The following is a 24,660-nucleotide window of genomic DNA, read 5'->3' on the forward strand; positions in this document are numbered from 1 at the left end:
GATCCGTGAGCACCACTGCAACGTTGCCGACTGTGTCAGGCCCGATCCTGGAGATGCGTAGCATCACCAAGGAGTTCCCGGGGGTCAAGGCGCTGGCCGATGTCTCCATCACCGTCCGCGCCGGCGAGATCCACGCGATCTGCGGGGAGAACGGCGCCGGGAAGTCGACCCTGATGAAGGTCCTCTCCGGGGTGTATCCGTACGGGACCTACGAGGGTGAGATCCTGCTGTACGGCGAGGAGCAGCGCTTCAAGGACATCGTCGCCAGCGAGCAGGCCGGCATCGCGATCATCCACCAGGAGCTCGCGCTCATCCCCGAGCTCTCGGTCACCGAGAACATCTTCCTCGGCAACGAGATCTCCCGCGGCGGACGCATCGACTGGCAGGCGCAGAAGGAGCGCACGATCGAGCTCCTCGCCCGCGTCGGGCTGAGTGAGGACCCGGACGCGCAGATCAAGACCCTCGGCGTCGGCAAGCAGCAGCTGATCGAGATCGCGAAGGCGCTCAACAAAGAGGTCAAGCTCCTGATCCTCGACGAGCCGACCGCCGCGCTCAACGAGAACGACTCCCAGCACCTGCTCGACCTGATCCTCGGCCTCAAGGCCAAGGGCATCGCGTCGATCATGATCAGCCACAAGCTCAACGAGATCGAGCAGATCGCCGATGAGATCACGATCATCCGCGACGGCCGCACGGTCGAGACGCTCGACATCTCCCGCGGCGAGATCAACGAGGACCGGATCATCCGCGGCATGGTCGGCCGCTCGCTCGAGAGCCGGTACCCCGACCGCACGCCCGAGATCGGCGAGGTGTTCTTCGAGGTCAAGGACTGGTGGGTGCAGCATCCGACCGTCCCGGAGCGCATGGTCGTCAAGGGCTCGAACATCAACGTCCGCCGCGGCGAGGTCGTCGGCATCGCCGGGCTCATGGGCGCCGGGCGCACCGAGTTCGCCATGAGCATCTTCGGTCGCTCCTACGGCAACTTCCTCTCCGGCACCCTGATCAAGGACGGCCAGGAGGTCGCGCTCCACGACGTCTCGTCCGCGATCAAGCACGGCCTGGCGTACGTCAGCGAGGACCGCAAGGTGCTCGGGCTCAACCTGCTCGACACCATCAAGCGCTCGGTCGTCGCCGCCAAGCTCTCCAAGATCGCCAAGCGCGGCGTCGTCGATGCGCGCGCCGAGTTCGCCGTGGCGGAGGACTACCGCAAGGCCCTGCGCATCAAGACGCCCTCGGTCGAGGAGGGGGTCGGCAAGCTGTCCGGCGGAAACCAGCAGAAGGTCGTGCTGGCGAAGTGGATGTTCACCGACCCCGACCTGCTGATCCTCGACGAGCCGACCCGCGGCATCGACGTCGGAGCGAAGTACGAGATCTACGCGATCATCAACCAGCTCGCGGCACAGGGCAAGGGCGTCATCGTCATCTCCAGCGAGCTGCCCGAGCTGCTCGGCATCTCCGACCGCATCTACACCGTCTTCGAAGGTCGGGTCACCGACTGCATCCCGGCCGACCAGGCGACACCCGAGGACCTCATGCGCAGCATGACCTCGACGAACCAGAAAGCATCCGCATGACCACCGACACCACCGCAACGAAGCGCGGCTTCCACTTCAAGGACATCACGAAGATGTTCGGGGGCGGCCAGTCGACCCTCCGCCAGTTCGGCATCCTCGGCAGCCTCGTCGTGATCCTGGTCGTCTTCCAGGTGCTGACCTGGATCTTCAAGGGCACCGGCCTCACGCTCTCGTCCGGCAACCTGATCAACGTCGTCAACCAGTACTCGTACATCCTGATCCTCGCGATCGGCATGGTGATGGTCATCATCATGGGTCACATCGACCTGTCGGTCGGCTCGGTCGCCGCGTTCACCGGCATCGTGGTCGCGAAGGCCATGGCCGACTGGAATCTCCCCTGGCCGCTCGGCGTGCTCCTCGGTCTCGGCGTCGGCGTGCTCGTCGGTGCCTGGCAAGGGTTCTGGGTGGCGTATGTCGGGGTACCGGCGTTCATCGTGACGCTGGCGGGCATGCTGTTCTTCCGTGGTGCGAACCAGTGGGTCGGCGACTCGCAGTCGATCCCCGTCCCGCAGGGCTTCAAGGTCATCGGCGCCGGCTACCTGCCCGAGCTGTCGTTCATCCCCGTGCCCTTCAACGTCTTCACCATGCTGCTCGCCCTGCTCGGCGTCGCGTGGATCGTGTTCTGGGAGATCCGCACCCGTCGCATCCAGCACAAGATGGGTGCCGACATGGCGCCGTTGTGGGTGAGCGTCACCAAGGTCGTGCTGATCTCGGTCGTGATCCTCGTCGCGGGATGGCTGTTCGCCACCGGCCGTGAGGGCACCAGCTTCCCGATCTCGGGCATCATCCTGCTCGCCCTCGTCATCCTCTACTCGTTCATCACGAACAACACCGTGTTCGGCCGCCACATCTACGCTGTCGGCGGCAACCGCCAGGCCGCGCGCCTGTCGGGTGTGAAGGACCGCTGGGTCGACTTCTTCGTGATGATGAACATGTCGGTGCTCGCCTCGCTGGCCGGCATGATCTATGTCGCCAGGGCCACGGCCTCGGGGCCGCAGGACGGCAACGGCTGGGAGCTGGATGCGATCGCCTCGGTCTTCATCGGTGGCGCGGCCGTCTCGGGCGGTATCGGAACCGTGATCGGCTCGATCATCGGTGGTCTCGTGATGGCGTTCCTGAACAACGGTCTCGCGCTGCTGGGCGCCGGTGCCGACGTGGTCTCGATGATCAAGGGCCTCGTGCTCCTGTTCGCCGTCGGTGTCGACGTCTGGAACAAGCAGCAGGGCCGCCCGTCGATCACCGGCTTCCTCACGCGTCGCTTCGGCCGCAAGGAGGATCCGATGACCGACACCTTCGACCCGAAGGCGAACTACCCCACCAACCAGAAGTACGAAGCCCCCGCCGTCGACGAGACGCGCGGATAGTAGGGGTCTCACTGCGCACGCACACGCGTCGAGACCTACACACACCAGAGAAAGAGATCACATGAAGAAGATGCTTCTTACGGCGACAGCGATCGTCGCCGTGGGCGCTTTCGCCCTCACCGGCTGCTCCTCGGAGCGTGGCGGAGACACCGGCGCCGATGGTGGCGACGAGGCGGCAGCAGGCTTCGCCGCAGACGCCACGATCGGTGTCGCCCTTCCGGACAAGACCTCGGAGAACTGGGTCCTCGCCGGTCAGCTGTTCACGGACGGGCTCAAGAAGGCCGGGTTCAAGGCCGACGTGCAGTACGCGCCGGCCAGCAACACGGTCGCCGAGCAGCAGAACCAGATCCAGGCGATGGTCACCGGTGGCGCCAAGGTCATCATCATTGGAGCCAAGGACGGCAAGCAGCTCGCGACGCAGGTCGAGGCCGCCCGCGACGCCGGCGTCGCGGTCATCGCGTACGACCGTCTGATCGAGAACACGGAGGCCGTCGACTACTACGTCGCGTTCGACAACTTCGAGGTCGGCAAGCTCCAGGGTCAGGCTCTGCTCGATGGTCTCGCCGAGCGTGCGGGCCACGAGGCCCCGTACAACATCGAGCTGTTCTCGGGCTCGCCGGATGACGCGAACTCCGCGGTGTTCTTCAACGGCGCCATGGAGGTCCTCCAGCCGAAGATCGACGACGGCACCCTGAAGGTCGTCTCGGGTCAGACCGAGATCGCCCAGACGGCGACCGAGGGCTGGAAGGCCGAGAACGCCCAGCGCCGCATGGACTCGATCCTCACGTCGACCTACAGCTCTGAGGCGCTCGACGGCGTCCTGTCCCCGAACGACACGCTCGCTCGCGCCATCATCACCTCGGTGCAGGGTGCGGGCAAGGATGTCCCGGTCGTCACCGGCCAGGACTCCGAGGTCGAGTCGGTGAAGTCGATCATGGAGGGCATCCAGTACTCCACGATCAACAAGGACACCACGCTCCTCGTCGAGCAGTCGATCAAGATGGTCGGCCAGCTCCAGAAGGGCGAAGAGGTCGACGTGAACGACGAAGAGCAGTACGACAACGGCGTGAAGGTCGTTCCCGCGTTCCTGCTGCCGCCGGTCATCGTCACGAAGGAGAACGCGGCCGAGGCGTACGCCAACGTCCCGAGCCTCCTCGAGATCGTGAAGTCGTACCAGTAATACCGCAGTGATCTAACAGTCCTCAGGGACGCGCGAACCGTCCGGGCCTTCGGGTCCGGGCGGTTCGTCGTTGTCATCCGCGTTTAGCGCGCGCGAGCGCCGCGAGCTCTTCGTACGTTGTCGCCGAGGTGAGAGCCACGGGTGGGTCTGCGAGATCCGACCAGGCGGACAGCTGCTTCTCGATCCGTTCCAGCTCGATCACTCCGCCGGCTTTGATGAGCAGCTGGAGGATGCGGCTTTCGACGGATTCGGTGGGAACGTGCTGAGCCCGTTTCTCTACGCGACGCCAGCATTCGGCGACTTCTTCACGGAGCACTGTGCGCAGAACAGTTCCGCCAGCGTCCACGACGGCCGCTTCGAACTCGGAGGCTTCTTCGGGCGCGTAGAAGAGCTGGGGGAAGATGACGTTCCCGCCGGACGCGATGTGTGCCCGGAGGACCGCCAACGCGAGCGGCTGGACCTCAGCGTCGGCCCTTCACGAAGCTCCGGGCGTACGTCGACTTGCCGGATCCGGGGAGGCCGTTCACGAACACGCAGCATCCTCGCTCCGTCCGGTCACGAACACCTGCGAATGCTGCGTGATCGTGATCCATTGATTCCTTCACGACCACACCCTATTCGTGATCGGACGATGAAACCGGGTTGCTTGAAGCGCGCCTCAGAACGGAACCGGAACTGCCGATTCCGTGAACGTCACCGTGTTCTGGGGAGGCGGTCGGTCGACGTACGAGCGCCCGGTCGGGCTCGTCCACTCCAGCACGCCGCCCGCACGCTGTTCGACGTGCCAGGGGGAGTGGTGTTTGAGCATGTGATGTCGTCGGCAGAACGCCGCGAGGTTCACATCTGTGGTCGCGCCTCCGATCGAGGCCGCGTGATTGTGGTCGAGATCGCACTTCCGCGCTCCGATCCCGCACCCGGGGAACCGGCACCGCTGATCCCGTGCGCGCAGATGCCGTCGCAACTGCTCGCTCGGCCGGTAGCGGTCGACGACGAGCAGCGCGCCGGAGATCGGATGCGTCAGCACGCGATCCCAGCCCACGGCGGAGCCGGCCAGCCTGCGGGCGGTCGTGATATCGATCGGCGTCGTGCCGTCGAGCAGGGCGGGCGGCGGTGTCTCGTGTCGAAAGGAGTCGCCGCCGTCATCGCCGGTGAGAGATGGTTCCGAGGAGTGGAGGTCATCGCCCATCAGTGACATCACCGGCACGGAGACCTCGATGCGTGCCTGGATCTCGCCGAGCAGCCCGTCGGTCGTGTCGTGTCCCGCGGGCGTTCCCGTGAGCAGGAGGTCGGCGAGCAGGTCGGCCCGCAACTGGTCGACCGTGCGCTCGTCTGCCGGAGGGCCATCGGAGCCAGCATCTCTCGCCGCTCGGGCATTGTCTTTCTTCACTGCATGCGCCATCTGCGAGAGCCGGTCGAACATGCCGTGCACGAGCGCCGCAGGGCCACGCGCGCCGAGTTCGGCCATGCCGTCGTCGAGGTCCTTCACGCATACCCGCCGCAGCTCTCGGGCATCGCGGTGCCGTTCGGTGACCGTGCGCTCCTGGAACCGCTCGGCCAGGCGTCGCGCGAGCCGCCGCAGTCGGTTCGGCGTCTCGGTCTCGGCGATCGCCACCGCTTCGGCGGCGTAGGCCCGCCGGTCGGCCGCATCGTCGAGATGGGCACCCGCATCGACGATCACCCGCGCATGCGCGCCGCTGATGCGCCCCTCGCCCTGTGCCGCCCACGCCGTCGGGAAGTGCTCGACGAGCCAGGAGGCCTCTGCCATCCGCCGCTCGATCGTGCGGTCGCTCAGGTGCTGCGCGGCCCCGATCTCGGCCGCCACCGTGCGGATGGCCATGTCGCCCTGATCGGGATGCGCGGCCTCGCGGGCGATGTCGATCGCCAGGCGCCCGGCCATCGCGAGCATGCCGTCTCGGGCCGCGTGCATGCTGCTCAGCGTCGCCTCTGCCGCCTCGAGCGACGCCACCAGATCGGCGAGCATCGCCATCTGGGAATCGGTCGCATCGAGCAGTGCTGTCATGACTTCAGTCCATCACGGACCACCGACATTCGAAACTATGTTCACCGGGATTCCGGCATCCGATTCGGCCGTTGTCTCCGCCCGTTGTCGCAGCCCGACGGACCGGGCCCCGTCGGGCTGAGCGCTAATCCCAGATCGGGTCGTCCGGGTCGGGGGAGTCCGTGCCGTCGACGTCGGTCATGATGCGCGCGTCGGCGATCCACGACGTCAGCTCATCGTCATGGAGCATGTGCGGTCGCGGCGTGCCGAGAAGGTCTGGAGTCGTCACGACGTCGAGTGGCTCATCGCTCGCGAAGACGACGACGTTGCCGAGCGGCCCTTCGTCATCGTCCGGTTCGGCGTCGAGGACGACGGCGACGTGATCGAACACGGTGCTCAGCGTGGCCGCCTGTCGCCGTGAGTACTCGAACGGATGCCCGTCGAGCAGGTTCACCGCCACGACGCCGTCTGCGGCGGAGCGCGCGGCGACCCGGCGGTAGAACTCCTGACTGGCCACCCGATGTCGGATGACGGCGGCATCCCAGAGGTCGACCACGGTGAAGCGGGCATCCGCCCACTCGTCCGGGAGCTCCGCGTCGGCGACCGCTCGCGCATCGCCGAAGATGACCCGCACATCAGCGCCCGGGGGCAGGGGCAGCGCGGCGATCACCGCGTCGTAGAGAGCGGGCTCGAACTCGACCACGAGCTGGGGTGAGCCGGCACGCGTGGCCTCGACATAGCGGGCCAGCGTGAGTGCTCCGGCTCCCAGATGCACGGTGAACAGCGGTGCACCGGGCTCGGCCGCGGCATCCATCGCCCTGGCGATGTGCTGGGTGTAGGCGTATTCGAGTTCGGTGGGATCCGTCATCGACACGACGGACTGCGGGATCCCGTCGACGCTGAGCTCGTAGCGACCTGGTCGCCTTCGCGATTGCACCAGCTTCGCCTTGCGATCGTCGAGCATGAGCGAGAACACCCGGCGTTTACTTGGCACCCGTCGATTTTAGGCTGGCCGCCGTACCCATCGCGCGCGGCTACCCTGGAAGGAACATGGCACATCTTCTCGGGGCTGAAGCCCTGCACCTCGAATATCCGACCAGGGTCGTCTTCGACTCCGTGACCCTCGGCATCGAAGAGGGTGACCGCATCGGCATCGTCGGCCGCAACGGCGACGGGAAGTCCAGCCTCCTCGGCATGCTCGCCGGCATCAAGGAGCCGAACTCCGGCCGCGTCACGGTGCGCGGCGGCACGCGGATCGGCGTGCTCGACCAGGCCGACAACCTGCCGGACGACCTCACGATCAGCGCCGCCGTCGTCGGCGACACCCCGGAGTACGAGTGGGCGGGCGACGCGCGCATCCGCGACGTGATCGACGGCCTCCTCACCGATCTGCCGTGGGATGCCGAGATCGGCTCGCTCAGCGGTGGCCAGCGGCGCCGGGTGTCGCTCGCGAAGCTGCTCACCGGCGACTGGGACGTCATCGCCCTCGACGAGCCCACCAACCACCTCGACGTCGAGGCGATCACGTGGCTCGCCGCGCATCTCAAGAAGCGCTGGTCGCAGAACTCGGGCGCGCTCATGGTCGTGACCCACGACCGGTGGTTCCTCGACGAGATCTGCACCGAGACCTGGGAGGTGCACGACCGCATCGTCGAGCCCTTCGAGGGCGGCTACGCGGCGTACATCCTGCAGCGCGTGGAGCGCGACCGGATGGCGGCGGCGACCGAGGCGAAGCGACAGAACCTGGCCAAGAAAGAGCTCGCCTGGCTCCGGCGCGGTGCTCCCGCCCGCACGGCGAAGCCGAAGTTCCGCATCGACGCGGCCAACGAGCTCATCGCCGACGTGCCCGAGATCCGCGACAAGGTGTCGCTGCAGTCGCTGGCCGTCTCGCGCCTCGGCAAGGACGTGGTCGACCTGCTCGACGTCGGCGTGACCTACCCGACGGCGGACGGCGGCGAGAAGGTCGTGCTCCGCGACATCGAGTGGCGCATCGCGCCGGGGGAGCGCACCGGCATCCTCGGGGTGAACGGCGCCGGCAAGTCCACACTCCTCGGGCTCATCTCCGGCACCGTCGAACCCACGGTCGGCCGGGTCAAGCGCGGCACGACCGTGAAGGTGCAGACCCTCACCCAGCGGCTCGACGAGCTCACCCAGCACTGGAAGGACCCGGTGCGCGTGATCATCTCGGGGCTGCGCACCTCGTACTCGATGGGTGCCGGCTCGAAGGCGCAGGACCTCACGCCCGGACAGCTGCTCGAGCGCCTCGGGTTCGACTCCGCCCAGCTCTCCACCCCGGTCAAGGACCTCTCGGGTGGTCAGCAGCGCCGTCTGCAGCTGCTGCTCGTGCTGCTCGACCAGCCCAACGTGCTGATCCTCGACGAGCCGACCAACGACCTCGACACCGACATGCTCGCCGCCATCGAAGACCTGCTCGACTCATGGTCGGGCACGCTCCTGGTCGTCAGCCACGACCGGTACTTCCTGGAGCGTGTCACCGACCAGCAGTACGCGATCCTCGACGGCCACCTGCGGCACCTTCCCGGTGGCGTCGACGAGTACCTGCGACTGCGCCACCTGCAGGCGTCGGCGGGCTCGAAACAGACCGCGACGTCGGCAGCCACGGCGACGGCGACGGCAACCGCCTCAGGTCTCGACGGTGCGGCTCTCCGCACAGCGCAGAAGGAGATCTCCTCCCTCGAGCGGCGCATCCAGAAGCTGACTCAGCAGGTCAATGCCGCCAAGACCGCGCTCGCCGATCACGACCAGGCCGACTACGCGGGACTCGGCGATCGCATGAAGAAGATCAGCGATCAGCAGGCCGAGATCGAGGAGTTGGAGCTGCGCTGGTTCGAACTCACCGAGGAGATCGGCTGACCGAGGAATATCCTTCTCCTGACGTGTTGGGAGGTAGGGATGGAAGGCCTCGAAGTAACCGTCCTGCTCGGACTCACGATTCTCGTCGGAACCCTGATCGCCCCGCGCGTGCGTCTCGCGCTGCCCCTCGTCCTGGTTATCTTCGGACTGCTGCTCGGCTTCATCCCGCCGCTGCGTGAAGTGCAGCTGCCGCCCGAGACGGTGCTGCTGCTGTTCCTCCCGGTGATCCTGTTCTGGGAGAGTCTCACGACGTCGCTGCGCTCGATCCGCCGCGACTTCCGCTACATCCTCCCGATGAGCACGGTCCTCGTGGTCGCGTCGGCCTTCGCGGTCGCCGGCATCGGCGTGCTGTTCGGGATGCCGTGGGAGATCGCGCTCATCCTGGGGGCCGCCGTCGCACCGCCGGATGCCACCGCTGTGGCGGCGCTCGGACGGCTGCTGCCGCGCCGCACGTTCATGAAGTTGAAGGCCGAGAGCCTCACCAACGACGGCACGGCGCTCGTGCTGTACGCGATCGCGGTCTCGCTCGCGCTCGGCGGTCAGATCACCCCACTGTCGGTCACGGTCGACGTCCTCATCTCCTACGTCGGCGGGATAGCCGCCGGTGTCGTGATCGCCGGCCTCGGATACCTGCTGCTGCGGCGCACATCCTCGACGATCGTGATCAACGTGGCGCTGCTGCTGATCCCGTTCACGGCGTTCCTGGCTGCCGAGATGGTGCACGCCTCCGGCGTTCTCGCGGTCGTCGTCGCCGGGCTCATCGTCGCCTACGTGTCGCCGCGCGTGACGACGGCGTCCTCCCGCCGACAGGCCGATGCGGCCTGGCCGTTCGGAGTCTTCCTGCTCAACGGCGCGCTGTTCGTGCTGATCGGCCTCGAGGTGCAGTACGTCGTGCACGAGATCTCGGCGGCGGCGATCGGCCGGCTCGTGCTGATCACGCTCGCGGTGTGGGCGACCCTCCTGGTCGTGCGCTACGTGTTCCAGGTGCTGAACGTGCTCTTCCAGCGCCAGACCGGTGGGCGTCCGGCGCGGGGAGCCCGGTCGCGGGCGCGCGTCGTGTCGACCATGGCCGGCATGCGCGGTGCGGTCTCGCTCGCGATCGCGCTGTCGGTCCCCGCCACGATCACCGAGGGCGGGGTGGTGTCCGGACGTGACGAGATCGTGTTCGTCACGGCAGGGGTAATCCTGTTGAGCCTGCTCGTGCAGGCCCCGATGCTCCCCGCACTCGTGCGCTGGGCGCGGTTCCCCGCCGACCATGTCGAGGACGAGGAGTACGAGCTCGCCGAGCGGGCGATCTCGGGTGCGGCGCTCGCGGCCCTCGACGAGCTCGCCGCCGAGCACGGCATCGGGCAGGAGGTCCGCGACCGTGTGCGCACCGAGGGATACGCGATGCTCGAGTTCGCGAACGCGCGCACGCTGGCGCGCGAGCAGGCGATCGTCGACGCGGAGGCCGACGCGCTGGACGAGATGCTCGGCGAGCCCGATCCGCTGAGCGCCGGAACCACCGATCCGACCGACGAAGATCCGGCACCGAGCGGGGGAGTGGATCAGGCCACGGGGCCCGATGGCACCGACGGGACGGTCCTGCAGATGATCGCGACCTCGGCCGACGTCGACCTCGCGCAGCGCTCGCCGCTGATCCGGCACGAGGAGCACACGCGCCTCAAGCTCGCCCTCATCGACCGCAAGCGCGAGGTGCTCCTGGGTTTGCGCGGTGCGGGGACGGTCGACGACCTCGTCGTGCGCCGCATCTCGGCCCGCCTCGACCTCGAGCAGGTGCGTCTGCAGGGGATCGAGGAGTTCGACTGACCTGCGCCGATCGGGCTGTGACGCCGTGTGACGACTCGATTCCGCACGTTCGATGGTGCCTGCCTAACGTATTCGAGTCCCCCCACGAGAGGAACTCCTTCCCATGTCACGCCGCACCACTTCCGTCATCGCCGCGCTCGCCGCGGTCCCGCTCTTCGTCGCGCTCGCAGGCTGCGCGACGGCATCCTCCGAAGCCGGTTCCGGCAGCGCGGGCTCGACCGAGGACGAGGTCGTGAAGATCGGCGTCGTCGGCAAGGGCGATGAGCAGTGGCCCGCATTCGTCGATGCCGCAGCCGAGGAGGGCATCACCGTCGAGCTGGTCGACTTCGGCTCCTACGAGCAGCCCAATCCGGCGCTCACCGAGGGTGAGATCGACCTGAACCAGTTCCAGCACATCGTGTACCTCGCGGAGTACAACAACGCCTCGGGTGCGGACCTGACCCCGATCGGGTCGACCGCGATCTACCCGCTCGGTCTGTACTCGACCAAGTACGACGACGTGAAGGACATCCCGAAGGGCGAGACCGTCGCCGTCCCGGACGACGCCTCGAACCAGGCCCGCGCGCTGAACGTGCTGCAGCAGGCCGGCCTCATCGAGCTGAAGAGCGGTGGCACCCCGTACTCCGACCTCGCCGACGTGGACACCGAGAAGTCCGAGGTCAAGGTCAAGGCGCTGGAGGCCGCGATCGTCCCGACGTCGCTGCCCGACGTCGCCGCCGCGATCATCAACAACGACTTCGTGGAGCCCGCCGGCCTCTCGTTCGAGGACGCGATCGCCCAGGACGACCCCGAGGATGCCGGCGCGCTGCCGTACGTGAACATCTTCGCCGCGCGGGCCGAGGACGCCGACAACGAGACGTACCTCAAGCTCGTCGAGATCTTCCAGACGAATGAAGACGTCCAGAAGGGTCTGCTGAAGTCTTCGGGCGACACCGCCGTGGCGCTGCAGACCCCGGTCGAGGACCTCGTCGCGTCGCTCGAGAAGGTCCAGAAGGACGCGGACTCGAAGAAGTAGGACGACGGGGAAACCCCCTTTCGTCCGATGAGGGAGAATCGGGTGCCGCGAGAAGCGTCACCCGATTCTTCGTTCCCGAAGCAGACCGGAGCAGCCCATGCCGATCGTCACCCTGACGAACGTCTCCAAGACCTATCCGCCCCGCACCCGTGAGGGGTCAGAGGTCGTCGCCGTGGACGACGTCAGCCTCGAGATCGAGAAGGGCGACGTCTTCGGCATCATCGGATACTCGGGTGCCGGCAAGTCCACGCTCGTGCGGCTGATCAACGCCCTCGAGCCGGCCACGAGCGGCACCATCACGGTGGACGGCGTCGACATCACCGCGCTCAAGGAGAGCGAGCTGCGCAGGGTCCGCGGCGGCATCGGGATGATCTTCCAGCAGTTCAACCTGTTCTCCTCGCGGAGCGTCAGGGCCAACATCGCCTACCCGCTCAAGCTCGCCGGCTGGTCCAAGGACGACATCGAGAAGCGGGTCGCCGAGCTGCTGTCGTTCGTCGGCCTCGCCGACAAGGCCAAGGCCTACCCCGAACAGCTCTCGGGCGGTCAGAAGCAGCGCGTCGGCATCGCACGGGCCCTCGCGACGGGCCCCGCGATCCTCCTCGCCGACGAGGCCACCAGCGCCCTCGACCCGCAGACCACGCACGAGGTGCTCGACCTGCTCAAGCGGGTCAACCAGGAGCAGGGCGTCACGATCGTGATCATCACGCACGAGATGGACGTCATCCAGACCATCGCCACCAAGGTCGCGGTCATGGAGAACGGCCGCGTGATCGAGCACGGCGACGTGTTCGACGTCTTCTCCGCTCCGCAGAACCCGGCATCCCAGCGCTTCGTCGGCACGGTCGTGAAGGGCGTGCCGTCGCCGGCCGAACTCGCGGTGCTCCGCGAGCGGCACCGGGGCCGCCTGGTGACGTTCTCGTTCCGCGACGGCGACTCGTCGCAGGCGCAGGTGTTCCTCGACCTCGCCGGTGCCGGCCTCGACTTCGAGCTCGTCTTCGGCGGGATCAACGACATCCGCGGGCGCGCCTTCGGGCATCTGACGCTCGCGATCCGTGGTGACGCCGCAGCGATCGACGGTGCGCTCGCCCGCATCGCCGAACGCGTCGAAGTGACCGAGATCGCCGCAGAGGAGGCCCGCTGATGGAGCGTCTGAACGAACTGTGGCCCGAGTTCTGGGCGGCCGCACTCGAGACCCTGTACATGACGTCGTTCGCGCTGGTGCTCGGCGGCATCCTCGGGCTGGCGATCGGCATCGTCCTGTACGTCACGCGCCCCGGTGGTCTCGCACAGAACCGGGTCATCTCGGTGCTCGCGAACCTCGTGGTGAACTTCTTCCGCCCGATCCCGTTCGTCATCTTCCTCGTGGTCGCGCAGCCGCTGGCGCGCGCGGTCGTGGGCGTGGGCATCGGCACGACGGCCGGGGCCTTCATCATCGGTCTCGCCGCCGCGTTCGCGATCGGGCGCATCGTGGAGCAGCACCTCGTCTCGGTCTCTCCCGGAGTCATCGAGGCGGCGCGGGCGATGGGTGCCGGCCCCTGGCGCATCCTCTTCACCGTGGCCATCCCGGAGTCGCTCGGTCCGCTCATCCTCGGCTACACGTTCATCCTCGTGGCGCTGATCGACATGACGGCCATGGCGGGCCTCGTCGGCGGGGGCGGGCTCGGTGCGTTCGCGCAGATCTACGGCTTCCGGCAGTTCGAGCCGCTCGTCATGTGGGCGGCGATCGTCCTGATCGTGGTGTTCGTGCACCTGGTGCAGATGCTCGGCACGCGCCTGGCCCGCAAGGTCATGCGTCGCTGACGGGTGCTTCCTGCAGGGTGCGGCGCGTGGTGAACACCCGGTCCTGCCCGCTGATCGGGTCCACGAAGCGCAGCTCGCGCGCCAGCAGCTGCAGCGGTCGGTTGTAGTCGTCCGGCCGGTCTTCCTGCAGCTCGGGGTAGAAGCGGTCGTTCAGGATGCCGATGCCGAGGGCGGCGAGATGCACCCGAAGCTGGTGCATCTTGCCGCTGTGCGGTCGCAGCAGCGTGTGCACCACGCGGTCGTCGGCATGGATCAGCTCGACCAGGGTCTCGGAGTTCGGCTCCTTGGACTCATCGACCTGCACGCGCACCTGACCGCGGAGCTTCTCGATGTTGTTGCGGTACACGACGGGAAACGACGGGAGCGTCCCGTTCCCTGGGAGCTCGGAGACCGCTTCGTAGACCTTCTGCACCTGCCGCTTCTCGAAGAGCAGCTGGTAGGCGCCGCGGGTCGCGGGGCGCGTCGAGAACATCAGCAGTCCGGCCGTCGCTCGATCGAGGCGGTGGATCGGCGCGAGGTCGGCATTGTCGAGCAGGTTGCGCAGCCGCACCAGGGCCGAGTTCTGCAGGAACTTGCCGCCGGGGGTGGTGGGCAGGAAGTGCGGCTTGTCGACCACCACGAGATGGTCGTCCCGGTGCAGGATCTCGATCTCGAACGGCATCCGGGTCTCGACGGCGGGTTCGCGGTAGTACCAGACGAACTCGACGCTGCCGAGCGGTGCATCGCGGGGGACGGGCGACCCGTCGGCCCGGACGATGTCGCCGCGGTCGAACCGTTCGAGCAGACGCTCCGGATCGAGGTGGAAGAAGCGCTCGACCATGTACGCGGCGACCGTCGGCCAGGAGCCGGTGAGCGGCACGTGCAGTCGGGTCGCTCCGACGCCGTCGCGCACCGGGAGGGGAGAGGGCATGCCCATCAGGCGCAGCCGCTCACGTGTCGAAGCTCAGACTCAGCTTGCGCAGCAGCCCGGCGAGGCGATCCCGGTCCGAGCGGGAGAGCGCCTGCAGCAGGTCGGCCTCCACGTCGACGAGGCGGGTGATGGCGGCATCCACGCGGATGCGCCCGTCGTCGGTCAGCGTCACGAGCACACTGCGCCCGTCGCCGGGGTCGGCCTCGCGGCGCACGAAGCGGCGGCCGACGAGCCGGTCGATCCGGTTGGTCATCGTGCCGCTCGAGACCAGGGTCTGCTGCAGCAGCTGCTTGGGGGAGAGCTGGAACGGCGTTCCCGCGCGGCGCAGCGCCGAGAGCACATCCCACTCCCAGTGCTCCAGGTCGCTGCGACGGAACACGTCGCGGCGGGCGCGGTCCAGATGGCGCGAGAGGCGGTCCATCCGCGAGAGCACCTCGAGGGGGGAGAAGTCGAGGTCGGGACGCTGGGTGTTCCACGCGCCGACGATCCGGTCGACCTCATCCACCTCGCTCATCCGCCCATTATCGCGTGTGCGGGTCGGGGGTGACGGACACCACGGGCAGCTCGAGGGTCATGAAGGCGCTGTACGGGTCGGGGAGGTAGCGGCCGAACGGGCCTGACTCGCGGAAGCCCGCCGCCGCGTACATCGCGCGTGCCGGGATGAAGAAGTCGTCGCTGCCGGTCTCGAGCGAGAGTCGACGGATGCCGCGCTCCTGCGCATCGGCGAGGAGGAAGGCCAGCATCGATTTCCCGAGTCCGCGGCCGCGCAGGGCCGGATCCGTGCGCATCGACTTGAGCTCCTCGTGGCCGTCTTCGACCGTGGCCAGCGCGCCGGTGGCGACCGGGCGGCCGTCGATCGAGCCGGCGAACAGCCGGACACCGGGAGCGAGCAGGCGCTCGAAGACCAGCGCATGACGGCTCTCCGCGGGCGCGGTGTGCTCCAGCTCGGCGTGGTGGGCGACCAGGAATTCTGCGAGGGCGGGGGTCGCCGTCTCGACCCTTTCGATCACGATGCTCATGGTGCCAGCATCCCAGAGCCGTGTTTCCGAACCATGACGGCGCGGGAGGGGCGGCATCCGCGCACATCGGAACACAGGCCGGAGCATGGCAGACTTGACCCCGCGGTGCCCTCCTGGGCGGCGCGGTCCGCCGTGGTGTAATGGCAGCACGACAGCCTTTGGAGCTGTTAGGTCTAGGTTCGAGTCCTGGCGGCGGAGCATGACTGGGAACAATCTCGCCATCATCGTCCTCGCTGCAGGCCAGGGCACGCGCATGAAGTCGCGTCTGCCCAAGGTGCTGCACCCGATCGGCGGGCGCCCTCTGGTGGGGCATGTGCTCACCACCGCAGGGCGGCTGCAGGCCGCGCACGTCGAGGTGGTCGTGCGGCACGAGCGCGATCAGGTGGTCGCCGCACTCACCAAGGACTACCCCGACGCGGTGTTCGTCGACCAGGACGAGGTACCCGGAACCGGGCGGGCCGTGCAGGTGGCGGTCGACGCGCTCCCCGAGGACTTCGACGGCGACGTGCTCGTCCTCTCCGGAGACTGCCCGCTCGCCGACGCCGACACCCTCTCGGCATTCGTGGCGGAGCACCGCGCGTCGGGCGCTCCGGCGACGCTGATGACGGCACTGCTCGACGACCCGACCGGTTACGGCCGCGTGGTCCGCGACGCCGACGGCGGTGTCGACCGCATCGTGGAGCAGAAGGATGCGAGCGCCGAAGAGGCCGCGGTCCGCGAGATCAACGCCGGGATGTACGTGTTCCGCGCCGAGACCCTGCGCACCTACCTGCCGCGGGTCGGCGTCGACAATGCACAGGGCGAGATGTACCTGACCGACGTGCCGGGGATGCTCCGTCGCGACGGCGACCGGGTGGCGGCATCCGTCGTCTCCGACATCGCGGTGACGTTCGGAGTGAACGACCGCGCACAGCTGGCCGAGGTCGGTCGCCTGCTCAACCAGCGCATCGTGCGCCGCTGGCAGCTCGAGGGCGTCACCGTCATCGACCCGGCCACCACCTGGATCGACGACGACGCGAAGCTCTCGCCCGACGTCACCCTCCTGCCGAACACCCACATCCTGGGTGCCACGGTCATCGCCTCCGGCGCCGTGATCGGACCGGACACGACCCTCGTCGACTGCGAGGTCGGCGAGGACGCGACCGTCCGTCGCACCGACGCCACCCTCGCCGTGATCGGTGCGGAGGCCACCGTCGGCCCGTTCTCGTTCCTCCGGGCCGGCACGGTCCTGGGCGCCAAGGGCAAGATCGGCGCCTACGTCGAGACGAAGAACGCCGAGATCGGCGAGGGCAGCAAGGTCCCGCATCTCTCCTACGTCGGCGACGCCACGATCGGCCGCGGTGTCAACCTCGGTGCGAGCACCATCACGGCGAACTACGACGACGTGAACAAGCACCGCACCGAGATCGGCGACGAGGTGCACACCGGCTCGCACACGGTGCTCGTCGCGCCCGTTAGGCTGGGAGCTGGCGCGAAGACCGGCGCCGGCGCGGTCGTCCGCAAGGATGTCCCGGCCGGAGCGCTGGCCATGACCGTCGCACCCCAGCGCAACATCGAAGGTTGGGTCGCGAAGAACAGAGCAGGGACGGGCGCGGCGGATGCTGCGTCCCGCGAGAATTCGGCGGAATAGGCGGAGCATGGCGCGCAAGAAGAAGACGGTCGATCTGGATCGCGACAACGGCGTGGCTCCCGGCATCATCGCGAAGACGAAGAAGCGACTCGTCGTCGCGGGCGGGCGCTCGCACCCTGAGCTCACGGCGGCCGTCGCCGAGGCGCTCGGCACGGAGATCGCCCCCGTCGAGCACCGCACGTTCGCCTCCGGTGAGATCTACGCCCGCTTCGAGGTCTCGATCCGCGGCGTCGATCTCTTCCTGATCCAGACGTTCGGCGAGCCGGTCAACGAGTGGCTCATGGAGACGCTCATCATGATCGACGCCGCCAAGCGCGCGTCGGCCAAGCGCATCACCGTCGTGGCTCCGTACTACCCGTATTCGCGTCAGGACAAGAAGGGCCGCGGACGCGAGCCGATCAGCGCCCGCCTCGTCGCCGACCTGCTGAAGACCGCCGGTGCCGATCGCGTCATGAGCGTCGACCTGCATGCGGCGCAGATCCAGGGCTTCTTCGACGGACCCGTCGACCACCTGTTCGCCAAGCCCGTGCTGCTGGATTACTTCCAGCGCACGCTCTCGCCGGCGGACCGCGAGATCCTCACCGTCGTCTCGCCCGACATGGGTCGTGTGCGCGTCGCCGACACCTGGTCGGACAGCCTCGGTGCCCCGCTCGCCATCATCCACAAGCGTCGTGACCCGAAGGTGGCCAACCAGGTCTCGGTGCACGAGATCGTCGGAACCGTCGAGGGGCGCACCTGCCTCCTCGTAGACGACATGATCGACACCGGTGGCACGATCGTCAAGGCCGCCCAGGCGCTCAAGGCGGCCGGGGCGCACCGTGTGATCGTCGCGGCGACCCATGCGATCTTCAGCGACCCGGCATCCGATCGTCTGCAGGACTCGTCGATCGACGAGGTCGTCATCACCGACACGATCCCGCTCACCGAGTCGCGTCGCTGGGACAACCTCACGATCCTCCCGATCGCGCCGCTGCTCGCCCGCGCCATCCACGAGGTCTTCGAAGACGGCTCCGTGACGAGCATGTTCGGTGGCGACGCGTAACGCATCGTCACGGCACAGCCCGCGCATAGACACGGTGCTTACGGTCGAAGGGTCGACGAACCCGTCGAACGACACCGCGCCGGGAGGACCAGCATGATCCGCACGACCGTACCGACCTCTGTCCGCAAGGGTTCCGCCATCCTCGGGATCGCGGGCCTGTTCGTCCTCGCCGGGTGCTCCGGCACCGCCGACGCGGGTGACACCCCGAACGACACCGGCAGCACGCCCGACGCCGGCTCCTCGGAGTCCTCGGGCGGCGACGCGACCGCCACCTACGCAGACGGCACCTACACGGCCGACGGTTCGTACCAGACACCCGAGACGGTCGAGCAGATCTCCGTCACGCTGACCCTCGCCGACGGCGTCGTGACCGACGTCGAGGTCACGGGCGACCCGCAGGCACCTGAGACCGAGCAGTACCAGGGCCAGTTCATCGACGGCATCGCGGACGAGGTCGAGGGCAAGTCGATCGACGAGCTGAATGTCAGCCGGGTCGCCGGCTCGTCGCTCACCAGCGGCGGCTTCAACGACGCGGTCGAGTCGATCAAGGAGCAGGCGGCCTCCTAGGCGCCTGAGGCCGCATGGCGAGCTGGCGCTTCGAGGCGATCGGAACGCGCTGGGAGATCGAGACCACGGATCCGCTCGCGGACCCGGCGCGTGCGGCGGTCGACGCCGAGATCGAGCGCTTCGACCGCGAGTGGTCCCGATTCCGTGACGGCTCCGCGGTGACGCGGCTCGGACGGGAGGGCGGCTCGTTCGCCTCACCGGACGCCGCTCCGATGCTCGACGCCTACCGCGAGCTCTCGGCGGCGACGGGCGGCGCGGTCAACCCGCTCGTGGCGGCGAGTCTCGAAGCCCTGGGGTACGACGCGGGCTATTCGCTCGTCGGCGGTGACCCGGTGCGTGCTCCGGAGGCCTGGCAGGAGCAGGTGTCGTGGACGACCGACGAGGTCGCGGCATCCGCCCCTGCCCTCCTCGACGTCGGCGCCCTCGGCAAGGGGCGACTGGTCGACCTCGTGATGGACATGCTCGGGGACGTTCCGGGCGATGTGGTGGTCGATGCCGGCGGCGACATCCGGGTGCGGGGTGCCGGTGTGCGCATCGGGCTCGAGCATCCGTACGACGCGACCAAGGCGATCGGCGTCGTCGAGGTGCGCGATCAGGCGCTGTGCGCCTCCGCGGTGAACCGGCGGGCGTGGGGGAGCGGACTGCACCACGTGCTCGACGCCCGCACGGGGCTTCCGGTGCGCACCTGGGCGGCGACCTGGGCACTGGCTCCCGACGCGATGACGGCGGATGCCGTCTCGACCGCGCTGTTCTTCGACGGCGGACCGGAGCTCGCCGGCGCCTGGGGCGTGGAATGGGTGCGGATGAGCACCGACGGCCGGGTGCAGCACTCGCCGGGATGCCCCGCGGAACTGTTCATCGCGGGGGCGAACACGCGCCCCGCGGCGCCGAACTAGGGAAGAGTGGAGAACGTGATCACCTCATTCGCCGCCGCACGCCAGCGGGTCCTCGCGGTCCTGGGCTCGCTGTCGATGTATCGCCTCGTGCTGTTCGCGCTGATCGCCCTGGCGGTGATCGCGTTCGTGCTCTCGCTGCTCGGCGTGATCGTCTCGCCCACGCCGCTCGAGATGCTGGCGTCGTTCCTGGTGCTCGCGATCGTGATCTCGGCCGTCGACGCCGCGGCCCAGCGCATCCTCCGACTCCCGTGGCGTATCGAATCCTCCCTCGTCACGGCCCTCATCCTGCTGTTCGTGCTCCGCCCGGGTCTCGAAATCGGCGCGCTCCTCGGACTCGCCCTCGCCGGAGCCGTGGCGAGTGTGTCGAAGTACCTGATCGCATGGCGCGGTCGGCACATCTTCAACCCGGCGGCGTTCGGTGCGGCCGTCGTCTCGATCCTCGGGGCTTTCGGGGCGTTCGAGTGGCTGGGCACCTCGTCGTCCTGGTGGGTCGGGACGCCGGTGCTGACGATCCCCGTGCTCCTCCTCGGCCTCGCGGTGCTGTGGCGCACCGAGAAGGTGCGGGTGGTGCTGGTGTTCGTGCTGGTCGCCGTCGCCACCTCGGTCGTGCGTCAGGCCGTGCAGGCCGTGCAGTTCGACATCGGCTTCGACGTGCTCACCGCGTTGCAGTTCGCGGTGCTGCAGTCGCCGTTCCTGTTCCTCGGGGCGTTCATGCTCTCCGAGCCGCTGACCCTGCCCCCGCGTCGCCGCCAGCAGCTCGTGGTGGCCGTCGTGGTGGGTCTGCTCGCCGGATGGCCGATCTCGGTCGCCGGCCTGTTCACGCTCGGCCAGGAGCGGGCGCTCCTGATCGGAAACCTGGTGGCCTTCGCGTTCGCGCTGCGGGGGTCGGTGCGACTCGTGCTCGAGCGTCGCGAGTTCATCACCCCGACCGCGCAGGAGCTGACGTTCCGGGCCAAGGGGCGGGTCCGGTTCCTGCCGGGTCAGTACCTCGAGCTGGACGTCCCGCATCACCGCCCCGACGCGCGCGGCACCCGTCGCGAGTTCAGCATCGTGTCGGCGCCGGCCGACCTGCCCACGCTGCGCATCGCCTACAAGAACGGCGACCAGAAGCATCCGTCGAGCTACAAGCGGGCTCTCGCCGCGGCCGAGCCGGGCGCGACGTTCGCGGTCACGGGCACCTGGGGTGACTTCATCCTGCCGCGCAGCGATCACCCGGTGCTGATGGTCGCCGCGGGCATCGGCGTCACGCCGTTCGTGTCCCAGCTGCGTCAGCTCCAGGCCGTGGGGCAGCAGCGCGACGTGGTGCTCGTGTACGTGGCGTCCGAGGCTTCCGAGCTCGCCTTCCGTGATGAGCTCGCCGCGACGGGGGTGCGCACGGTCGTGTTCACCCGCGACGAGCCACTCGACCTGCCCGCGCACTGGACCTGGGCGCAGGGAGCGCGACTGGACGCCGAGACGCTGGAGCGCACCGTCCCCGACCTCGGCACCCGCCACGCGTTCATCTCCGGACCCCCGCGCCTCATCGCCGATCTCGCCCCCGCACTGCAGAAGGCCCGCGCCCTCACGACCGATGCCTTCGCCGGGTACTGATCCGGCTCACGGCCGGCCGGCCGTCAGGCCTCGGACGCGTCGTCTTCGGCGGCCGCGGCCGCAGGGTTGACCGGGATGCGCACGGTGAAGGTCGTGTCGCCGGGCTCGCTGGCCACGGAGATCGTCCCGTGGTGGCCCTCGACGATGGCCTTGACGATCGCGAGGCCCAGTCCGGTTCCCCCGGTCTGGCGAGCCCGGGAGCTGTCGCCGCGGGCGAAGCGCGCGAAGAGCTCGTCGCGGATGGCGGGGTCGATGCCGGGGCCGTCGTCGTGCACGCGCAGCACGGCGTCCGCGCCCTCTCGCGCGACGCTCAGGGTGATCCTGGTGCCCGCCGGCGTGTGCGTCCGGGCGTTCGCGAGGAGGTTCGCGACGACCTGGTGCATCCGTCCGGCATCGCCGACGACGGTGACGGGCTCGTCCGGCACCTCGATGCTCCAGTGGTGGTCGGCCGCCGTCGGCCGCGCATCCGAGAGTCCTTCGAGCGCCAGCTGGGTGAGGTCGACGGTGCCGTAGACCAGCTCCTGCCCCTCGTCGAGCCGTGCGAGCAGCAGCAGGTCCTCGACGAGACGGGTCATCCGCAGGGACTGCGCCTGGATGCGTTCGAGCGACGAGGTCGTGCCCTCGATGACTTCCGGACCCTGCTCCGAAGCCGGACGCTGATGCAGGGCGCGCAGCGACAGTTCCGAGTACCCGCGGATGGAGGCGAGTGGCGTGCGCAGCTCATGACTGGCATCGGCGACGAACCGGCGCATCCGCTCCTCGTTCTTCTGACGCGAGGCCAGCGAGGCGTTGACGTGGTCGAGGAGTTTGTTCAGTGAGGCGCCGACCAGGCCGGTCTCGGTGCGCGGATCGGCTTCGGATGCCGGCACGCGCTCGGTGATCGTGACCTCACCGCGATCGAGCTGCTGGTTCGCGACCCTGGTCGCGGTGACCGCGACGGCGCGGAGCGGGCGCAGGCTCACCCGGATGGTGATCGCGGTGGTCAGCGCCAGCAGGATCAGACCGCCGATGGTGGCGAGGGCGATCACGGTGAGCAGCTGCGTGAGCTGGCTCTGGATCTCGTCGCGGGGGAGCCCGGTCACCGCGAGGACGCCGTTGTTCGAGGGCAGTGCCATGACCCGATACGAGCCGAGGTCGGTGAGGGAGACCGTGGCGACGGACGTACCCTTCAACGCCGCCGCGATTTCGCTCAGCTGCTCGCCGGTCAACGGCTGCAGGGTTCCCGTGAGCTCGTCGGCGGCGGTGCTCTTCACGAGGGCCCCGCTGAAGCCGGTCACCGGGCTCGAGACGACGAACAGCAGCCCGGCCGGCGGAGAGTAGCGACCGGCCAGGAGGACGTTCTGTGCGGTCGCCGCCGACGGGGCGAAGGCCTCGGTGACGCCCACCAGCGCGTGCGCGCTGTTGTTCAGCTTCTGGTCGAGCTGGTCCTCCATGGTCTTGCCCAGCGTGGCGCTGGTGATGACGGCGACGATGATGAGGATCAGCGACACGAACCCGATCACGGCGGTCATCAGCCGTGTCTGCAGGCTCATCGGCCGTCTCATCATCGTCGCAGAGCTCACTGCGGAGCCTTGATCATGTAGCCGACGCCGCGGACGGTGTGCAGCAGCGGCGTGCGACCGGCATCGATCTTCTTGCGCAGGTACGAGATGTACAGCTCGACGACGGAGGACTTGCCGCCGAAGTCGTAGCTCCAGACCCGGTCGAGGATCTGGGCCTTCGACAGCACCCGTCGCTCGTTGCGCATGAGGTAGCGGAGCAGCTCGAACTCGGTAGCGGTGAGCTCGATCTCGGTGCCGTCGCGCACGACCTCGTGGCTGTCCTCGTTGAGCGTGAGGTCGGCGACGCGCAGGATCGACTGCCCGTCGTCGGTGGTCGCGTGGCCGGTGCGGCGGATGATCGCGCGCAGCCGGGCGATGACCTCTTCCAGGCTGAACGGCTTGGTGACGTAGTCGTCACCGCCGGCGGTGAGGCCGGCGACGCGGTCGCCCACGGCATCCTTGGCGGTGAGGAACAGCACCGGGACGAGGTTCCCCGACTCGCGCAGCCGCTTCAACACGGACATGCCGTCGAGGTCGGGCATCATGATGTCGAGCACGAGCGCGTCGGGTTCGAACTCCCGCGCGACCTGGAGCGCCTCCATGCCGGACGAGGCCGTGCGCACCTCCCAGCCCTCCATGCGCAGGGCCATCGCGAGCAGGTCGGTCAGCATCTGCTCGTCGTCGACGGCGAGGATGCGCAGGGGGGTGCCGTCGGGGCGGCGCAGTTCGGGCAGGTCGCTGGTCATACCCCTATTCTGCGGAATCTCCTATGTGATTTCTATGGAGATCGCTATGTGTTGTCTGGGAGGCGTGGCGCGTGGTCATGCCAGCCGCTCGTCGGGGAGGGCGAGGAAGTCGATGCCGGCCTGCAGCGCGAGCCGGTCCGACAGTTCGCCGATCTCGCCGGGAAGGTGCCCTGCGGCGCGGACGCTCAGGCGACGCGGCCCGGTCAGCGCGTGGTAGACCGCGAACTGGCCCCGGGGGTCGACGGCCGGATCCTGCACCGCCGCGGTCACGTGCACGGGAAGCCGCAGCCTCCGTGCCGCGATCGCCGCGTCGAAGTAGTCGAGCACCGGGCGGTCCTCGGGGTGCCGGAGCAGATGCTGACGCACGGCCTCCCCGCTCCCGGTGCATTTCCGCGTGAGCCGCACGTCGTGGTCACCGAAGCTCGGCACGTCCAGCACGCCGCGGCGGAAGCGGGCGTCCCAGGGGAGGGCCATCGCGCCGATGCCGCCGCCGAAGCTGCCGCCGCTGAAGTCGAGGGCACCCGCCGCTGCGGGCACCATCTCGAGCAGCACGGTGGCCGCACGCCAGATGTCCGCCGCACTGAAGCGGTGCGAGTAGGTGTCGCGGTGGGCGATCCCGGCGAGGACATGCTCGTCAGGGAGGGCGGGGAAGCGGCTCGCGGTGCCGGCGTGCGTCCCGGGTGCGACCGGGAAGATCGCGGCCGTGTCGTCGGGCACCCGGTCGAGGTCGGGTGCTGCGCGGCCCCCGTAGCCGTGTCCGACGACGAGCCCGCGAGGTGCACTCCCGAGCGTGTGCGGCAGCATGACGTAGGCCGCGGCGTCCTCATCGGCCGCGGAGCGGAAGCGGATCTCCGAGATTCGGTGCGTCGCGGTCGGCGGGAGTTCGCGGGTGGTTTCCCACGAGACGAGACCCGTGCCGAACTCCTCGAAGGTCGCGCCCCAGAAGTCGTCGAAGTCGTCCGGTTCGACGGGCGACGCGGGCGGGGTCAGCAGCGCGCTCAACGAGTACTCGGTCAGCTCGGCGGGAGGATCCTGGGGCACCGCACGTGTCCTTTCGGGTGGTTCTGCCTGCTCGACGTTACCGGCGTGGCACGACGAGGCGGC

At 68.6% G+C, this 24,660-nt stretch carries 22 protein-coding genes and 1 tRNA gene; 14 read left to right on the forward strand and 9 right to left on the reverse strand.

Annotated elements, in window-relative coordinates; genetic code table 11:
• The first annotated feature begins 53 nt into the window (after positions 1 to 53).
• The 3 genes from mmsA to ACIOTO_RS18815 all read left to right on the forward strand — a co-directional run bounded on the left by mmsA (position 54) and on the right by ACIOTO_RS18815 (position 4,118).
• On the forward strand, positions 54 to 1,574 hold the full coding sequence (gene mmsA, locus ACIOTO_RS18805; protein WP_205829065.1) for a multiple monosaccharide ABC transporter ATP-binding protein: 1,521 nt from the start codon (positions 54 to 56) through the stop codon (positions 1,572 to 1,574).
• Positions 1,571 to 2,938, forward strand: coding sequence for a multiple monosaccharide ABC transporter permease (mmsB, locus tag ACIOTO_RS18810; RefSeq protein WP_029262610.1), 1,368 nt, complete (start codon positions 1,571 to 1,573; stop codon positions 2,936 to 2,938). The genes mmsA and mmsB overlap by 4 nt, the downstream gene beginning before the upstream one ends.
• A 61-nt stretch (positions 2,939 to 2,999) precedes the next feature.
• A complete protein-coding gene (locus ACIOTO_RS18815; protein WP_105710920.1) occupies positions 3,000 to 4,118 on the forward strand; it encodes a sugar-binding protein in 1,119 nt (372 codons plus the stop codon).
• 73 nt (positions 4,119 to 4,191) lie between these two features.
• On the opposite strand, the gene ACIOTO_RS18820 is transcribed toward ACIOTO_RS18815, so the two are convergent.
• The 3 genes from ACIOTO_RS18820 to ACIOTO_RS18830 all read right to left on the reverse strand — a co-directional run bounded on the left by ACIOTO_RS18820 (position 4,192) and on the right by ACIOTO_RS18830 (position 7,111).
• Positions 4,192 to 4,563 (reverse strand): hypothetical protein, encoded by a 372-nt coding sequence (locus ACIOTO_RS18820; RefSeq protein WP_400859006.1) that lies wholly within the window; start codon positions 4,561 to 4,563, stop codon positions 4,192 to 4,194.
• 213 nt (positions 4,564 to 4,776) lie between these two features.
• Positions 4,777 to 6,138, reverse strand: a complete 1,362-nt coding sequence (locus tag ACIOTO_RS18825; protein ID WP_400859008.1) for a DUF222 domain-containing protein — start codon at positions 6,136 to 6,138, stop codon at positions 4,777 to 4,779.
• Positions 6,139 to 6,262: 124 nt separating this feature from the next.
• Positions 6,263 to 7,111: a spermidine synthase gene (locus ACIOTO_RS18830; RefSeq protein ID WP_400859010.1), complete on the reverse strand. Its 849-nt coding sequence runs from the start codon at positions 7,109 to 7,111 to the stop codon at positions 6,263 to 6,265.
• A gap of 56 nt (positions 7,112 to 7,167) precedes the next feature.
• Here ACIOTO_RS18830 and ACIOTO_RS18835 point away from each other — a divergent pair, with 56 nt between their 5' ends.
• The 5 genes from ACIOTO_RS18835 (at position 7,168) to ACIOTO_RS18855 (ending at position 13,615) form a co-directional block, all read left to right on the forward strand.
• Positions 7,168 to 8,991: an ABC-F family ATP-binding cassette domain-containing protein gene (locus ACIOTO_RS18835; protein WP_400859012.1), complete on the forward strand. Its 1,824-nt coding sequence runs from the start codon at positions 7,168 to 7,170 to the stop codon at positions 8,989 to 8,991.
• A 39-nt stretch (positions 8,992 to 9,030) separates the two neighbouring features.
• Positions 9,031 to 10,800 (forward strand): Na+/H+ antiporter, encoded by a 1,770-nt coding sequence (locus ACIOTO_RS18840; protein WP_400859013.1) that lies wholly within the window; start codon positions 9,031 to 9,033, stop codon positions 10,798 to 10,800.
• Between the two features lie 103 nt (positions 10,801 to 10,903).
• Entirely contained in the window at positions 10,904 to 11,815 is a 912-nt protein-coding gene (locus ACIOTO_RS18845; protein WP_029262604.1) for a MetQ/NlpA family ABC transporter substrate-binding protein, read from the forward strand.
• A 97-nt stretch (positions 11,816 to 11,912) separates the two neighbouring features.
• Complete coding sequence (locus tag ACIOTO_RS18850) at positions 11,913 to 12,956, forward strand: methionine ABC transporter ATP-binding protein (RefSeq protein ID WP_400859015.1); 1,044 nt, start codon at positions 11,913 to 11,915, stop codon at positions 12,954 to 12,956.
• Positions 12,956 to 13,615, forward strand: a complete 660-nt coding sequence (locus ACIOTO_RS18855) for a methionine ABC transporter permease (RefSeq protein WP_400859017.1) — start codon at positions 12,956 to 12,958, stop codon at positions 13,613 to 13,615. The genes ACIOTO_RS18850 and ACIOTO_RS18855 overlap by 1 nt, the downstream gene beginning before the upstream one ends.
• Here ACIOTO_RS18855 and ACIOTO_RS18860 read toward each other — a convergent pair.
• From ACIOTO_RS18860 to ACIOTO_RS18870, 3 genes are read right to left on the reverse strand one after another with little or no spacing between them, the layout of a single operon-like run.
• Positions 13,602 to 14,525, reverse strand: coding sequence for a pseudouridine synthase (locus ACIOTO_RS18860; protein WP_400859019.1), 924 nt, complete (start codon positions 14,523 to 14,525; stop codon positions 13,602 to 13,604). The two genes, ACIOTO_RS18855 and ACIOTO_RS18860, sit on opposite strands and share 14 nt — an antisense overlap.
• Positions 14,526 to 14,544: 19 nt before the next feature.
• Complete coding sequence (locus ACIOTO_RS18865; protein ID WP_372469380.1) at positions 14,545 to 15,039, reverse strand: MarR family winged helix-turn-helix transcriptional regulator; 495 nt, start codon at positions 15,037 to 15,039, stop codon at positions 14,545 to 14,547.
• Between the two features lie 7 nt (positions 15,040 to 15,046).
• Positions 15,047 to 15,631, reverse strand: coding sequence for a GNAT family N-acetyltransferase (locus ACIOTO_RS18870; protein WP_400859020.1), 585 nt, complete (start codon positions 15,629 to 15,631; stop codon positions 15,047 to 15,049).
• Between the two features lie 39 nt (positions 15,632 to 15,670).
• On the opposite strand from ACIOTO_RS18870, the gene ACIOTO_RS18875 reads away from it, so the two are divergent.
• From ACIOTO_RS18875 to ACIOTO_RS18900, 6 genes are all read left to right on the forward strand, one after another.
• Positions 15,671 to 15,742 (forward strand) — tRNA-Gln (locus ACIOTO_RS18875).
• A gap of 1 nt (position 15,743) precedes the next feature.
• Positions 15,744 to 17,174, forward strand: a complete 1,431-nt coding sequence (glmU, locus tag ACIOTO_RS18880) for a bifunctional UDP-N-acetylglucosamine diphosphorylase/glucosamine-1-phosphate N-acetyltransferase GlmU (RefSeq protein WP_400859022.1) — start codon at positions 15,744 to 15,746, stop codon at positions 17,172 to 17,174.
• Between the two features lie 7 nt (positions 17,175 to 17,181).
• The gene (locus tag ACIOTO_RS18885) at positions 17,182 to 18,216 is read left to right on the forward strand and encodes a ribose-phosphate diphosphokinase (RefSeq protein ID WP_262002564.1); all 1,035 of its coding nucleotides are present in this window, start codon (positions 17,182 to 17,184) and stop codon (positions 18,214 to 18,216) included.
• Positions 18,217 to 18,309: 93 nt separating this feature from the next.
• The gene (locus ACIOTO_RS18890) at positions 18,310 to 18,783 is read left to right on the forward strand and encodes an FMN-binding protein (protein ID WP_029262596.1); all 474 of its coding nucleotides are present in this window, start codon (positions 18,310 to 18,312) and stop codon (positions 18,781 to 18,783) included.
• A 14-nt stretch (positions 18,784 to 18,797) separates the two neighbouring features.
• A complete protein-coding gene (locus ACIOTO_RS18895; RefSeq protein WP_400859024.1) occupies positions 18,798 to 19,679 on the forward strand; it encodes an FAD:protein FMN transferase in 882 nt (293 codons plus the stop codon).
• A gap of 15 nt (positions 19,680 to 19,694) precedes the next feature.
• Entirely contained in the window at positions 19,695 to 21,269 is a 1,575-nt protein-coding gene (locus ACIOTO_RS18900) for an FAD-dependent oxidoreductase (protein WP_400859026.1), read from the forward strand.
• Positions 21,270 to 21,292: 23 nt separating this feature from the next.
• Here ACIOTO_RS18900 and ACIOTO_RS18905 read toward each other — a convergent pair whose 3' ends face one another.
• From ACIOTO_RS18905 to ACIOTO_RS18915, 3 genes are all read right to left on the reverse strand, one after another.
• Positions 21,293 to 22,801 carry a sensor histidine kinase gene (locus ACIOTO_RS18905; RefSeq protein ID WP_400859028.1) on the reverse strand — a complete coding sequence of 503 codons (1,509 nt, stop codon included), beginning with the start codon at positions 22,799 to 22,801 and terminating at the stop codon, positions 21,293 to 21,295.
• A 26-nt stretch (positions 22,802 to 22,827) separates the two neighbouring features.
• Positions 22,828 to 23,556, reverse strand: a complete 729-nt coding sequence (locus ACIOTO_RS18910) for a response regulator transcription factor (protein ID WP_029262591.1) — start codon at positions 23,554 to 23,556, stop codon at positions 22,828 to 22,830.
• A 75-nt stretch (positions 23,557 to 23,631) separates the two neighbouring features.
• Entirely contained in the window at positions 23,632 to 24,597 is a 966-nt protein-coding gene (locus ACIOTO_RS18915; protein WP_400859030.1) for an acetylxylan esterase, read from the reverse strand.
• Positions 24,598 to 24,660: the final 63 nt, after the last annotated feature.

The sequence above is a fragment of the Microbacterium sp. NPDC087592 genome (genome assembly GCF_044743585.1).
GTDB lineage: Bacteria > Actinomycetota > Actinomycetes > Actinomycetales > Microbacteriaceae > Microbacterium.

Excerpts from the sequence above, each read along its gene's own strand:
- ACIOTO_RS18905 (WP_400859028.1), bottom strand. The coding sequence starts at position 22,801 with ATGAGCCTGCAGACACGGCTGATGACCGCCGTGATCGGGTTCGTGTCG.
- ACIOTO_RS18855 (WP_400859017.1), top strand. The coding sequence starts at position 12,956 with ATGGAGCGTCTGAACGAACTGTGGCCCGAGTTCTGGGCGGCCGCACTC.
- ACIOTO_RS18835 (WP_400859012.1), top strand. The coding sequence starts at position 7,168 with ATGGCACATCTTCTCGGGGCTGAAGCCCTGCACCTCGAATATCCGACC.
- ACIOTO_RS18885 (WP_262002564.1), top strand. The coding sequence starts at position 17,182 with ATGGCGCGCAAGAAGAAGACGGTCGATCTGGATCGCGACAACGGCGTG.
- ACIOTO_RS18870 (WP_400859020.1), bottom strand. The coding sequence starts at position 15,631 with ATGCTCCGGCCTGTGTTCCGATGTGCGCGGATGCCGCCCCTCCCGCGC.
- ACIOTO_RS18850 (WP_400859015.1), top strand. The coding sequence starts at position 11,913 with ATGCCGATCGTCACCCTGACGAACGTCTCCAAGACCTATCCGCCCCGC.
- ACIOTO_RS18815 (WP_105710920.1), top strand. The coding sequence starts at position 3,000 with ATGAAGAAGATGCTTCTTACGGCGACAGCGATCGTCGCCGTGGGCGCT.
- ACIOTO_RS18910 (WP_029262591.1), bottom strand. The coding sequence starts at position 23,556 with ATGACCAGCGACCTGCCCGAACTGCGCCGCCCCGACGGCACCCCCCTG.
- ACIOTO_RS18840 (WP_400859013.1), top strand. The coding sequence starts at position 9,031 with ATGGAAGGCCTCGAAGTAACCGTCCTGCTCGGACTCACGATTCTCGTC.
- ACIOTO_RS18890 (WP_029262596.1), top strand. The coding sequence starts at position 18,310 with ATGATCCGCACGACCGTACCGACCTCTGTCCGCAAGGGTTCCGCCATC.
- ACIOTO_RS18895 (WP_400859024.1), top strand. The coding sequence starts at position 18,798 with ATGGCGAGCTGGCGCTTCGAGGCGATCGGAACGCGCTGGGAGATCGAG.
- mmsA (WP_205829065.1), top strand. The coding sequence starts at position 54 with ATGCGTAGCATCACCAAGGAGTTCCCGGGGGTCAAGGCGCTGGCCGAT.
- glmU (WP_400859022.1), top strand. The coding sequence starts at position 15,744 with ATGACTGGGAACAATCTCGCCATCATCGTCCTCGCTGCAGGCCAGGGC.
- ACIOTO_RS18865 (WP_372469380.1), bottom strand. The coding sequence starts at position 15,039 with ATGAGCGAGGTGGATGAGGTCGACCGGATCGTCGGCGCGTGGAACACC.
- ACIOTO_RS18845 (WP_029262604.1), top strand. The coding sequence starts at position 10,904 with ATGTCACGCCGCACCACTTCCGTCATCGCCGCGCTCGCCGCGGTCCCG.
- ACIOTO_RS18825 (WP_400859008.1), bottom strand. The coding sequence starts at position 6,138 with ATGACAGCACTGCTCGATGCGACCGATTCCCAGATGGCGATGCTCGCC.
- mmsB (WP_029262610.1), top strand. The coding sequence starts at position 1,571 with ATGACCACCGACACCACCGCAACGAAGCGCGGCTTCCACTTCAAGGAC.
- ACIOTO_RS18860 (WP_400859019.1), bottom strand. The coding sequence starts at position 14,525 with ATGCCCTCTCCCCTCCCGGTGCGCGACGGCGTCGGAGCGACCCGACTG.